This window comes from Pseudomonas sp. AK106, from assembly GCF_053903055.1.
Window position 1 is genome coordinate 1,936,244 of the sequence record NZ_CP096426.1, and the last position, 12,998, is coordinate 1,949,241.

Annotated in this window: 10 protein-coding genes and 1 other RNA gene; 8 read left to right on the forward strand and 3 right to left on the reverse strand. The window is 60.9% G+C overall.

Annotated features, from left to right (window positions below; genetic code table 11):
* The first annotated feature begins 738 nt into the window (after window positions 1-738).
* Both M1E04_RS08820 and M1E04_RS08825 read left to right on the forward strand, forming a co-directional pair.
* Window positions 739-1,905: a zinc-binding metallopeptidase family protein gene (locus M1E04_RS08820; RefSeq protein WP_192130072.1), complete on the forward strand. Its 1,167-nt coding sequence runs from the start codon at window positions 739-741 to the stop codon at window positions 1,903-1,905.
* A gap of 171 nt (window positions 1,906-2,076) precedes the next feature.
* Window positions 2,077-3,882 (forward strand): putative bifunctional diguanylate cyclase/phosphodiesterase, encoded by a 1,806-nt coding sequence (locus M1E04_RS08825; protein WP_192130073.1) that lies wholly within the window; start codon window positions 2,077-2,079, stop codon window positions 3,880-3,882.
* A gap of 4 nt (window positions 3,883-3,886) precedes the next feature.
* Here the strand turns inward: M1E04_RS08825 and M1E04_RS08830 are convergent, their stop codons facing one another.
* Window positions 3,887-4,381: a GNAT family N-acetyltransferase gene (locus M1E04_RS08830; RefSeq protein WP_456292775.1), complete on the reverse strand. Its 495-nt coding sequence runs from the start codon at window positions 4,379-4,381 to the stop codon at window positions 3,887-3,889.
* A 236-nt stretch (window positions 4,382-4,617) separates the two neighbouring features.
* On the opposite strand from M1E04_RS08830, the gene ffs reads away from it, so the two are divergent.
* The 6 genes from ffs to M1E04_RS08860 all read left to right on the forward strand — a co-directional run bounded on the left by ffs (window position 4,618) and on the right by M1E04_RS08860 (window position 10,057).
* Window positions 4,618-4,714: signal recognition particle sRNA small type (gene ffs, locus M1E04_RS08835), an RNA gene on the forward strand.
* Between the two features lie 395 nt (window positions 4,715-5,109).
* Window positions 5,110-6,192 carry a type I restriction endonuclease gene (locus M1E04_RS08840; protein WP_456292776.1) on the forward strand — a complete coding sequence of 361 codons (1,083 nt, stop codon included), beginning with the start codon at window positions 5,110-5,112 and terminating at the stop codon, window positions 6,190-6,192.
* 499 nt (window positions 6,193-6,691) lie between these two features.
* On the forward strand, window positions 6,692-7,363 hold the full coding sequence (locus M1E04_RS08845; protein WP_456292777.1) for an HAD-IA family hydrolase: 672 nt from the start codon (window positions 6,692-6,694) through the stop codon (window positions 7,361-7,363).
* 102 nt (window positions 7,364-7,465) lie between these two features.
* Entirely contained in the window at window positions 7,466-8,392 is a 927-nt protein-coding gene (coaA, locus tag M1E04_RS08850) for a type I pantothenate kinase (protein WP_065988705.1), read from the forward strand.
* Window positions 8,392-8,760, forward strand: coding sequence for a Rap1a/Tai family immunity protein (locus M1E04_RS08855; RefSeq protein WP_456292778.1), 369 nt, complete (start codon window positions 8,392-8,394; stop codon window positions 8,758-8,760). Before coaA ends, M1E04_RS08855 begins: the two co-directional genes overlap by 1 nt.
* A gap of 100 nt (window positions 8,761-8,860) precedes the next feature.
* Window positions 8,861-10,057: an MFS transporter gene (locus M1E04_RS08860; protein WP_456292779.1), complete on the forward strand. Its 1,197-nt coding sequence runs from the start codon at window positions 8,861-8,863 to the stop codon at window positions 10,055-10,057.
* A gap of 46 nt (window positions 10,058-10,103) precedes the next feature.
* On the opposite strand, the gene acpA is transcribed toward M1E04_RS08860, so the two are convergent.
* Window positions 10,104-11,810 carry an acid phosphatase gene (gene acpA / locus M1E04_RS08865; RefSeq protein WP_456292780.1) on the reverse strand — a complete coding sequence of 569 codons (1,707 nt, stop codon included), beginning with the start codon at window positions 11,808-11,810 and terminating at the stop codon, window positions 10,104-10,106.
* Window positions 11,811-12,200: 390 nt separating this feature from the next.
* Complete coding sequence (locus M1E04_RS08870) at window positions 12,201-12,956, reverse strand: substrate-binding periplasmic protein (protein WP_456292781.1); 756 nt, start codon at window positions 12,954-12,956, stop codon at window positions 12,201-12,203.
* Window positions 12,957-12,998: the final 42 nt, after the last annotated feature.

Here is a 12,998-nt window from a genome sequence, read left to right on the forward strand (position 1 = left end):
AGCGCTTTCAAAGCAGATCAAGGGCTTCCCGGCTAAAGCCGGTCCTACGGTCGAGGTCTGCCGCGACTCTCGCAGAATGCACGCGCTGCCTTTAGTGGGACCGGCTTCAGCCGGGAAGAGGCCGGTTGAGTCACCATCAATTTCGCAGTTCGGCAACTGATCGTTCCCACGCTCCGCGTGGGCATGCATCCCAAGACGCTCCGCGTCATGCAGGGACGCGGAGCGTCCGAGGCGGCGTTACCACGCGGAGCGTGGGAACGATCAACGATCAGCAGAAACAACGCGCACCCGTAGGACCGGCTTCAGCCGGGAAGCCTTTGATCTGCACTTGATCTTGATCTTCATACACAGCCAGCCCAGACACCGCCAATCGCGACTTGGGTGCAGGCCGAACGCAGACGACGCGGAGTGGGCCGAGCGGCATGGATGCCGCGAGAGCGCCGTCAGGACATGGATGTCCGTTCGGCGCGGGCCCACGGAGCGTCGTCGGAGTGAGGGAACCCCGAGGAACGAAGGGCCAAACCAGGAGCAGGCACCCTTGGTTACTTGGGGATGGTGCGACTTTCGACTTTTCCAAGTAACTCGCCGAAGGCGAAATGCCCGCCGTTAGGCGGGTCCCCGGATCTGGACCTGAGTGAAGTAGTCCCGCCGATAAGCGGGACCCAAGAGTAAGAAAATCCCACGGAACCCCCGCCACCCTTGACGATCTAGTGCTTGCAGCCCCATCAGGATATCGCCATGTTCCAGTTCTTCGAGCAACTCAGCACACGGATCGCGGCGCCGTTCGCCGGTGAGAACAAACGCAACAGCAAAGTCTGGCAATGCCATTGCGGACAGTCGGTGTTTTTCCGCAACAGCCAGTGCCTGGCCTGCTCGGCGGCGTTGGGTTATCTCCCCGAGCAAAGCAAGATTGCCGCGCTGGAACCGGGCCCCGAGGCGCAGACCTGGCGTCTCACCGACGAGCCCCAGGCCGGGCTCTACCGCCGTTGCGCCAACCTCGACACGGCAGCCGCCTGCAATTGGATGTTTCCGGCGCTGAACGCCGGCGACTTCTGCATCGCTTGCAGCCTCAATAAGACCATCCCCGACCTGTCCGTGCCGGAAAACCCTGAGCGCTGGGGCAAGATCGAGACCGCCAAGCGCCGGCTGGTTGCACAGTTGATCACCCTCGGCCTTCACGTCGTCCCCAAAAGCGTCGACGAAGAACGCGGCCTGGCCTTCGAATTCCTCGGCGTCGACCTGGAAGGCAACCTGCCCACCACCGGCCATGCCAGTGGCTTGATCACCCTTAACGTCGAAGAAGCCGACGACGCCATTCGTGAGAAGGTTCGCGTGCAGATGCACGAACCCTACCGCACGCTACTCGGGCATTTCCGTCACGAAGTGGGGCATTACTACTGGGATCGCCTGATCGCCGACACCTACTGGCAGGACGGTTTCCGCAACCTGTTTGGCGACGACCGCGCCAGCTACGCCGACGCCCTTGACCATCACTACCAGCATGGCGCGCCGGCCGACTGGCAGCAGAGCTTTGTCAGCGCCTACGCGACCATGCACCCGTGGGAAGACTGGGCCGAAACCTGGGCGCATTACCTGCACATGATGGACGCTGTCGACACCGCGCTGAGCCTGGGCATGAGTGCCCGTGACATGGATCTCGACTACCAGCCGTTCCCGCTGGAAACCCTGTACGACCCTCAGCATCCGGGCGGTCCGGCGTTTCTCTCGTTCGTCAATGCGTGGATCGAGCTGGCGGGCATGCTCAACGAATTGTCCCGCGCCATGGGTCAGGCGGATTTCTATCCGTTCGTGTTGCCTCCGGCGGTCATCACCAAGCTGCATTTCATCCATCTGGTCATACAGGGTGCTGGCGGTAAGGCTGATGAGGTGCTGCAGGTGCAGTGATTCACTCAGGTGAGTGAGGGCTAAAAAGCACGGGTACGAAGCGGTGAAAGGACTTCGCCGCTTGTCCGCGATGCCTGCAACGGGGAAAAAGGGGTGCTATTTTCCCGGTACATATCGTTTTGACACTACTGGCAAGGCGATTGGCAAAGCGGTCTTAAAGGGACTTCAGTTATGGCCACTGGTGCTCCATTTCCCCAAAACGAGCGTTCCCGGGTTTCGCGCATTACCCACATGGGTTTAATCGATGCGACGGCGGACGACGTGCTCGACCACATCATTTTGATGGTGACCCACTATTTCGAGGTCCCCATTGCCCTTGTTTCCATCGTCAGCGAGCACCGCCAATGGTTTCGCGCGCGGGCAGGCCTGGACGAGCGCGAGACGCCCCGCGAAATCGCCTTCTGCGCATACACCATCCTCAGCCCCGAAATCTTTCAGGTCCCTGACGCGATGCTCGATCCGCGCTTCAGCGACAATCCGCTGGTGACTGGCGAGCCTCACATCCGCTTCTACGCCGGCGTGCCGCTGGTGACCGCCGACGGCCTGGCCCTGGGCACGCTGTGCATCATCGACAGCACGCCTCGGCCGCCACTCGACCCGCGTGACGTGGCGATGCTGGAGATGTATGGCCAGCTGGTCATGAAGCGGCTCAACAACCTGCGCCATGCCAGCTACGTCGATCAGCCCACCGGTCTGTTCAACCGTCTGCGCCTGCAAGAAGACCTCGCCGCTTTGGCGGATCGGCGCAAATATGCGCTGGTTGCGCTGGACATGGTCGCGCCAGCGTTTCTCGACAGCATCGTCAAAGCGCTGGGCTACAGCTTCGCCCAGGAACTGGTGCGCTGCATGATCGAAAACTGCCGCAGCCAGTTGCCTGACGACACCGCGTTGTACAAGGTCAGCCCCACGCGCATCGCGCTGATCACCCGCAACGCCCGGCCGGAGCAGGCCGAGCTGCTGTTTCGGCAGTTGCTCGAGCATTTTCGGCGGCCGCTGATCTGCCGCAACATCCCCATTCAAATGGACGTCGGCATCGGCGTGCTGCCGTTGGGGCTGGACCGCTGTGATGAGCACGACTGGATTCGGCTGGTGGTCAGCGCGGCGGACGAAGCCCGCGGCAAGTCGACGGGCTGGCGCTGGTACGAGCCGCACCTGGACTTTGCCCAGCAACGGGCCTTTCTGCTGCTGGCGGCGCTGGCCGAAGCCGTGCGCAGCCCGGATCAACTGTCGCTGGTGTATCAGCCAAGGCTTGAAGTGGCCACCGGCCGTATCGTGACCGTCGAAGCACTGTTGCGCTGGCAGCACCCGGTGCTGGGCCCGATCAGCCCGGCGGAATTCATCCCGTTGGCGGAAAAGACCGCCCTGATTCGCTCGCTCAGCCTTTGGGTGTTGAGAAAGGCCGTTGCCCAGGCGGCGCTCTGGCAGGCGCAGGGCTATGCCTTCAAAGTGGCGATGAACGTCTCGGCAATCGATCTGGCCAACGCGTCGTTCAGCGATGCGCTGTTCGAGCAATTGACGGTCAGCGGTCTCGACCCGAGTGGCTTCGAGCTCGAATTCACCGAAAGCGCCCTGTGCGACAACCCTGAAGTCACCCGGCTGCAGCTGGAGCGCTTGCGCGCATTGAACATCGACATCGCCATCGATGACTTCGGCACCGGCTACAGCAACTGGACCTACCTGCGGCAATTGCCCGCCACCACGGTCAAGCTGGACAAATCGCTGGTGGAAAACATCGACAGCAATGACAAGGATCGCGGCCTGGTGGAAGCCATCGTTGATCTGGCGATGCGCCTGGGCTATCGCGTCGTTGCAGAAGGCGCCGAAACCGAAGGCGTCTACGAAATCCTCTGCGAGCTGGGTTGCCACGAAGTGCAGGGCTTCCTGGTCGCGCGGCCCATGACCGTCACCGCGCTCGAGCACTGGATGAACGTCGAGTGCTGCAGCAAAGTCTGGCAGTTGCGATCACTGGCCCATTGAGTGATTACAGTGCGAGCAGCATCAGCCGCTCGACACTGACGTGGTCCGGATCGCGCTCGGGCAACGCCTGCCAACCCAGCGCCAGGTACAACTGGCGCGCCGGTTGATTGCCGGCCTCCACCGCCAGCATCAACTGTGCAGTGTCTGGCCATAAATCCCGCGCCAACGCTGGCAGCGCGCGCAGGCATTGCTTGCCAAGACCACGGCCTTGAAAGCGTTCATCGACCATCAACGCGTGCAGCGTGGTGGTCACCTTCGCGTGCTCACGCGCCCACTCCGGCAACAGCGACCTGCGCTTGAGCACGAAAAAGCCCCGGGGGATGTCGTCCACCAGCAGTACGAAGCCCTGCCGGTCGGCGACGGGACGTGCGGTCAGCGTGTGCAGACCGCCATGAATGTCGCCGACGTGGCGGGTCTGCGCGGGGAGCAGCTCGATCTCCAGCAACTGGCGCTGTTGTATGGGGGAGAGGGATTCATGGCGGGTGAGCGCGAAATGCATCGGTGGTTCCTGTGTCTTGCGCCCTGGCGGGGCCGGGCAGGGGCCAGCCACTTGCGTGCGGGAGGTGAAAAAGGCAGGCGCCATTGTGCCGCATTCAGCGCCTCAGCCGCTGCATCGCGCAGGCGGCGAGGGGCTCACGGCACTCAAAATCTTAATCTGAAACAAGAGGTTGTAACTTCTCGCGAGACCGGTACAATGGCGCGGCTCGCCACTGGCGAGCGTCGTTATGGTGACCCCATCGGTCCCCCCGCAACGATTACCCGTGAACCTGGTCAGAGCCGGAAGGCAGCAGCCACAGCGGGAACATTGTGTGCCGGGGTGTGGCTGGTGGGGTTGCCTCCATAACGAATCCCTACCTAGTGTCCCCGTTTACCTCCCTGCTTATGACATCCAACTGCATCGCGCGTTATGCGACCGTCCGCGGTATTGGTTATTGCGCCCTCTCATATTTCTATTTTTCTTTCATCTTGTTTTGGGTGAGCGCAAAACGGCTTAAGTCCGACTTGCTCAAAGGCTGCTAGATTTTCTATCTAAATGAATTGAAGTGATGCGGGCTTAAGCGTTTTAGCTTGTTTTGCATTGTGCTTTAGCCCTTACTCGATCGTGCTCCATAGGATTGCGGTAGCGTACGTGCAAGACCTTTCTGGTTCTGAGAATTTCGCCCTCATTTCGAATTGCCGGTATGGAAAGTTGCTACTACTCTGATTGTCCCGGGCAAGGAGCGAAATATGGAATTTCTAGCGAGAGTCAACGCGTTATCGGCCAAAATCCAGCAGCAATCTGCAGCGATTCAGACTGAGGAAGCCACGAAGACTGCCTTCGTGATGCCTTTCATTAATTCGGTGCTTGGATACGATGTATTTGATCCGCTTGAAGTGGTTCCAGAGTACATCTGCGACGTTGGTACGAAGAAGGGAGAGAAAATCGATTACGCCATTATGAAAAACGGTGAGGTTCAAATCCTGATCGAATGCAAAAAAATCGGTGAACCCCTTCATATCAATCATGCCAGTCAGCTGTTCCGCTATTTTCACGTCACCAGTGCGCGAATTTCCATACTCACCAATGGGCGGGTCTATCGGTTTTATACCGACCTCGATGCGCCGAATAAAATGGACGACAAGCCTTTTCTTGAGCTGGATCTGCTTGATCTGGACGAACACGCGTTGCCAGAGTTGGAGAAGCTCACCAAGTCCGCTTTCGACGTCGACTCCATTATCAGCGCGGCAGGGGAGTTGAAGTACGTCGGCCAGATAAAAAGGGAGATAGCCGCCCAGTTCACCAAACCTGACGACGAGTTTGTGAAGTTCTTCGCTGCCCGCGTTTATGAAGGGATCATCACGCAAAAAGTTCGTGAACAATTCGCAGTGTTAACTCGCAAGGCTGCCGCACAGTTCTTGGGTGATCAAGTCAATGACCGGCTTAAGTCCGCCATCAGTGGTCCGATCCAGCCGACTTTTGCTATGGCGCCAGTAGATAGCAATCCACCAAGCGAATCGGTGGAAGAGACTGATGACGATCGTGTGCAAACCACGCTTGAAGAGCTGGAAGGCTTCCATGTCGTGAAAGCAATCGTCAGGTCGGTGGTTGACGCGAAACGTATTGTGCATCGTGATACACAAAGCTACTTCGGCATCCTGCTCGACGACAACAATCGGAAACCCATATGTCGGCTGCATTTCAACCGGAGCCAAAAGTACATAGGTATTTTTGATCGTGAGAAAAATGAAACCCGACATGCAATAGCTTCGGTCGACGATATATATAGCTTCTCCGACCAGTTGAAGAGTGTCATTTCACACTACAGCTGATTTTGTACGCTCAGTACATGCTGCCTCCGCTGGCAATCGCATAGGTGCGTTGCCAGTGCAGACGGTCGGAGGAGGAGGAGGAGGAGGAGGAGGAGGAGGAGGAGGAGGAGGAGGAGGAGGAGGAGGAGGAGGAGGAGGCGCCAGGGCAGAGGTGACTTTATATACCGCTTTTAAGCTCAGCATTAAGCGCCTATTAAGCAAGCGTCGACATGCGCCCGATACGGGTTCAGTTGCCTGTCATGTGGATCTGGCTTCTAACTCTGTGCATGGACGAAAACAGCTAGGCTGCCATGGCGCACTCCATCGGCCGTGAAAACTTTGAAGGCTGCGTCGACCATCCCATCATTAACCAACGCTGAACCATAGTGTTAGGCCACATGCGGTTCATCGCCGTATGCGCCGCCTAGAATGGAGTCCATCGCGAAGAAACCCACAGGCCCATCACGCTGACTGGCCGGGCATCCTCCGCACGCCACCCCTCCGCTCAGGAATAACAATAATGACAACCGCCACCCCATTACCCCTCCACCCAACAGCCCCCATCCAACTCGTACTTTTCGACCTGCTCACCGCTTTGCTGGACTCCTGGACCCTGTGGAATTCAGTCGCCGGTTCCGAGGAGCTGGGCCGGACCTGGCGCATGGCCTATCTGAAGGCGACCTACGGCTGCGGCCGCTATCGCCCCTATGACACGCTGGTCAAGGAGGCGGCGATGGAAGTCGGCTTGGGCAAGCATGCCGCCGCAGAACTCGATCGGCGCTTCGGAGAGTTGCAGCCCTGGCCGGAAGCCCAGTCGGTCCTCGAATCCCTGAAGCCTCATTACAAGCTGGGTATCGTCACCAACTGCTCGGAGCGCCTGGGCCGGATCGCGGCGGACGTGCTGGGTATCCCGTTCGACGTGGTCATTACCTCGGAGAAAGCCGGCTTTTATAAGCCCGACCCCGCGCCTTATCGTCTGGCGCTGGACACCGTGGGTGTCGATGCCAGCCATGCCGTGTTCGTCGCGGGTTCGGCGTACGATCTGTTCGGCACGGCCAAGGTGGGACTGCCGACGATTTGGCATAACCGTCTTGGCCTGTCTGCGCCCGAAGGTGCGCCGGCGCCTCTGATCATGCGGCCGACGCTGGAAACCCTGGCTGCGGATCTGGCAGAGATGCCGTCAGCGAGGTAAGCCAGTCGCCCCGGCAGATTCAAATAAATCTGCCCTCCATTTGGACCAATACGATAGTCTTCGCACCATTGTTGATACGGACACCTGACTGGAACGCGATTGATGGCCCCTGATGACTATCTGGTAATGAGCAGCGCGGAGTGGGCGGGGCTGCGCGCCAGTACGCCATTGACGTTGTCCGAAGAGGACCTCGCCGCATTGCGGGGCGTGAACGAGGACATCTCGCTGGAGGATGTTGCCAACATCTACCTGCCGTTATCGCGCCTGATCAATCTGCACGTCAGTGCCGCGCGCAATCTCGACAGCATCAAGGACACCTTTCTCGGACGCCCTGCCAAGCGACAGACCTATGTCGTCGCGGTGGCAGGCAGCGTCGCGGTCGGCAAGAGCACCTTCGCCCGGGTGTTGCAGGCGCTGATGGCGCGCTGGCCGGATCATCCCCGGGTCGATCTGATCACCACCGACGGCTTTTTGCACCCCAATGCCCGGCTTGTCGCCGACGGCATCATGCACCGCAAGGGCTTTCCGGAAAGCTACGATCGCAAGCGCATGGTCAAGTTTCTCTCGGACCTGAAGGCCGGCACGCCGGAAATCACCGCCCCGGTCTATTCCCACATCAGCTACGACATCGTCCCGGACCAGTTCTTCAAGGTCAGCCAGCCCGACATCCTGATTTTTGAAGGGTTGAACGTGTTGCAGACCGCGGGCAATGACGGGCAGAAGCCCGGCAGCATCGTCTCTGACTTCTTCGATTTTTCAATCTATCTGGACGCCGAAGAGGGCGACATCGAGCGCTGGTACGTCGAGCGCTTTCTGATGCTGCAACGCACCGCGTTTCGTGCGCGAGGCGCCTACTTCCGCGAACTGGCCGATCTGCCGCCGGAGAAATCCCCGGACGCGGCGCGCAAGATCTGGCACGACATCAACCGGCCCAATCTGCTGGAAAACATCCTGCCGACCCGTGAGCGCGCCAGTCTCGTGGTGCGTAAGGCGTCGGACCATTCGGTGAAGGAATTGTGGCTACGCTGATGGGTAAATCAATCGCGGGCGTGTCGGCGTTATTCGCGCTCTGTGTGAGCGCTGGCGCTCTGGCGGACGGCAACAAGTTGTTGCTCGAATGCCAGGACGGGATCAACAGCATGAGCGGCGGTGTGGCGCAGAACGGCGTCGGTGTCGGCCATTGCGTCGGGGTGTTGCAAGGGACGATGGACACCCTGGATCTGTTCCACGAAGCGGGCGGATTGCCCCGGCTGGTGTGCGTGCCCGAAGGTGGCATTCCGATGATCCAGTCGATGCGCATTATTGTGCAGTCGTTGCAGGCGCACCCCGAGAGCCTGCATCTGAATGAATCAGTGTTGGTGGTCGCGGCGTTGAAAAACGCGTTTCCCTGCCAGTAACCCTCGAGTTCTCAGCTAGCCTGTTGCTTGATCCAGAAGTGATTCTACGGGTCGACCTGCGCCGCCGCGTCTGCGACGGCCATCAGCAAGGATGCCGACGATGCGTGTCAATGCACTGATTGTGCTGCTGCTCACCGGACTCGTGGCCGCCACTTACGGTTTCGGAATCTATCTTTTTGCCCAACTGGTGCCGGATATGCGCGCCAGCCTGGGCTTCGATATCGCTTACGTCGGCACCATCACCGCGGCGGGGCAGGCGGGGTTTCTCGCCAGCGCCCTTTTGGCGGCCTGGCTGACGCCTCGTGTTGGCGGCGGCTGGATGATCTTCGGATCGGGCGCGGTGTGCGCCCTGGCCTTGCTGCTCATGCCCCTGGCGCAGAATGTGGTGCTGATCGGTCTGCTGCTGACGGTGCTGGCCGGCACGGCGGCAACGGTGTTCGTGCCGATGGTCGACGTGATCGCGCGCGCCGTGCCCTATCAATACCGCGGCATGGCCATGGGGCTGGTGTCGAGCGGCACCAGTTATGGCGTGTTCATCAACAGCCTGCTGGTGCCGTTGTATGCGCCCCAGGGCGAGTGGCGCACGGTGTGGTGGATCGTCGGGCTGATCACGGTCGTGCTGGTCGTCGGCGTGTTGCTGGTGTTCAAACGCGCGCGGCTCTTTCTGCGCAACGATGAGAGCGCCAGTGAGGGCGGGCCAGGCAAAGGCGTGCTGCGTGAGGCGCTGCAGGGCTGGGTATACAAGGTCTGGTCGATGAATTTTCTGATTGGTTTCTCGACCTTTCCGTTTCAGAACTACCTGTCGTCCTACTTGCGCACGGAGCTGCATTTCGGCGTCGAATACACCGCGCAGATCTGGGCCAGCATCGGTTTCGTCGGCATGTTCAGCGGCCTGGCGCTCGGCGCGTTGTCGGACCGCATCGGCCTGCGTGGGGCGATGCTGATGGTGTACGTCTGCGTGGCAACGGCAGCGGTGATTCTGGTCATCACGCCGACCGGCTACTGGCCGATGGTGGCGGGCATTGTGTTTGCCGTGGCGTTCTACCCGATCTTCGGACTGATACCGGCGTACGTGTCGAAGATGGCAAGGGGCGCGGCGCTGGCCGTGACCATCTTCGGCATCGCCAACATCATGCAGGGCGTCGGCGGCATGCTCGGCAATTACTGCGCCGGGCTGCTGGCGAGCATGAGTGGTTCGTTCGTCGCCGTGTACAGCGTGATCGCGGGGGTCGCGGTGGTGCTGGCGGTGTTGACCGCCTGCTTGCCGAACGAGCGCGGCGGTCGGCAGGCGGCTTGATTACCCATAAGATCAGCCCACCTGCCCGCGATGGTTGCGCGCCTGTCTACACCGGAAACTGCAGCGCGTTGCTCAGGTCACCCATCGGTGCCTGACCCCGTGCGGCCATGGCGTTGTCGCGCTCGGTCAATCCGTCCAGCTTCTCCAGACCATGCACCCGTGTAATCAGACGCAGGATCGAGGCGGTGTCATACACCGTGTGGTCGACCGTGCCTTTGCGCGCGAAGGGTGAGATGACGATCGCCGGCACCCGCGTGCCCGGTCCCCAGCGGTCGCCCTTGGGCGGCGCGACGTGGTCCCACCAGCCGCCGTTTTCATCGACCGTGATCACAATCACCATGTTCTTCCACTGCGGGCTGTTGCGCAGCACCTTGATCGTACGGTCGATGTGTCGGTCGCCGGCCGCCACGTCGGCGTAACCGGCGTGCATGTTGAGGTTGCCCTGGGGTTTGTAGAAGGTCACTGCGGGCAGCTTGCCCGCCTCGGCGTCGGCCAGGAATTTATTGGTGCTCGACTCATCCCCCAGTCCGCCGTCACGCAGACGCTTGTGGCGCTCGCCCGGGTTCTCCGGGCCCTGCTGCTTGAAGTAGTTGAACGGCTGATGGTGGTACTGGAAATTCGGGATTTTCGGGATGCCGGTCGAGTCCTTGTATTCATCCAGCGTCACCTGCCAAGCGCCGGCGTACCAGGCCCAGTCGACGTTCTTTTTCGACAGCTTGTCGCCGATGTGTTCATGGGTTTGCGGCACCAGGACGTTGGCCAGCCCCGGCTGCGAATAGTCCGGTTTCTCCTTGTCCCGCAGCCAGGTCGGCCAGTAGGGCGGGGCCATGGTGTTGACGCCGTAACCGTCCGGCGTCAGCGCGCTCGGGCCGAATTGTGGCGGTCCGGTCATGGCGCTGGCCGGTGACTTCTCCAGGGGTTTGAGCCGATAATCCAGCGGGTCGCTGCTTTCCAGCACGGCGATCTGCGATTTGGCCGGGGAGTTCGCCGCGTCCGGGTAGAACGGCGCTCGGGCCGAGATCAGGTACTGGTGGTTGAGGAACGAACCGCCGAAAGCGCCCTGGAAGAAGTTGTCGCAGAGCACGAATTCTTTGGCGACGTCCCACAGGCGCAGGGAATATTGGGTCTGGGCGTAATAGCCCATGGTCAGGCCGCCGGAATCCGCCCAAGCGACGAAGGCGTCGTTCTTGCCGCCATTGATCTGCATCTGGTTCTGGTAAAACACGTGCCACAAGTCCCGGGTGACGACGCTGAGTGGCAGGTCCTCGCCGCTCGGGCCTTTGAGGGGGAAGGGCGCGTTGGGCAGGTTTTCCTGATACTGCACGCCTGTGGCGTAGGTCACGCCGTCAACGCTTTGCGGGCCGATCTGGCAGACGCCACCCCAGCACTGTGGCAGGGTGTCGAGGACTTTGCCGTCGCGGTCGCGCTGGCGGTAGTGGTCGGCTTTCACGGCGGAAAGCGGACGCTCGACGCCGGGGAAGTTGGCGAACAGGTTATTGAAGCTGCGGTTCTCGCCGTAGATGACCACGATGGTCTTGACGTTGTCCTGCAGCGCTTTGTCCAGCGCCGAGCCGGTCAGCAGGGCGTCCGTTGCAGGCTTGCCTTCAACGCCTGATTCGGCAGCGCCCACCACGCCACTCAGGGTCGCGCCTGCGCCCAGCACCGCCACGCCACCGAGGAAGCGTCGGCGGCTGTCATCCACCTGTGGCCGGGGGACTGAAGCCTGTGCTGGATCTTCCGGTTTCTTGCTCATGGCGGGCGCTCGCAGGTCGAGTTGTTACAACATGTGTCGCCGGAGCCTAGCGAGGGAATATGACGGGATTGCTACAGCGGTGGGTGACATCAAAGTTGTGGTGTGCCCCATGACGCCTTCCCGGCTAAAGCCGGTCCTACAATGCACGCGATCTACTTAGTGGGACCGGCTTTAGCCGGGAAGAGGCCAGTGTGTACGCCATCAGTCTTGCGGTGTGACGCATGACGCCTTCCCGGCTAAAGCCGGTCCTACACGGACGAGGCCAGTGGGAACGCCATCAGTCTTGCGGTGTGTCACATGACGCTTTCCCGGCTAAAGCCAGTCCTACAATCGCGCCAGCCCCACAATCGAAAGTCGCCGCCAGTCCCACGATCGGAAAACGTCGCAGGCTCAATAGGGATCGGCCGGATTCCCCGAATGCACCTGATACCGCTCGACAATCCGCTCGATCTCCCCGGACATCTTCATCCTCAGCAGCGTGCGCATGATGCGTTGCGCCGGCACGCTCGGGTCGTTGCGGGCGACGCAGCCCACCGGCTGCTCATCGATGACCCACACGGCCCTGAGTTTCTCGTCGGCTTTCCGGTCGCGGTTGTACCAATCCAGCGACCACTGGGTGTCCACGGCGTATCGGTAGCGGTGGGCCGAGAGCTTTTGCAGAACCTGCTCCTGCAACCTCGCGTCTTCGCGGATCAGATCGCGGGTGGCGAACAGCGGGTCCAGCACCGGGTAGGCGTAGCCCAGCACCGTACCGATGTGATCGCCGAGAATCGCGCTCAGCTCAAAGGGGGCGGTGTCGTAGGCGCTGCCCACCAGCACGTTGCGCTGGGTCAGCAGCGGCAGGCTCCAGGTGTAGTCCCCCGACATGTCCGGCAACCAGGATTGCGCGGCGTAACAGCGCACATCGACTTCACCGCGCTCGGTGGCCGCCTGCACACGCAGCCGCGGGTACACACGGTACTGGGCGGTCTGGCCGATCTGGCGGGCCAGGCTTTCCATGATGTCGAACAGAATCCCGGCCTCTGGTCCGTCGGGGCCCACCTGCATCAGCGGCATCGACCAACTGTCGGCCACGGCGAAGCGCAACGGCGGACCGTCTGCGAGCGCCGACGCGCTCCATAACCCCAAGGCACTCGAAAGTCCCAAGCCACTCACCCACACTCGCATCCGGATCCCTCGAAGTAACAG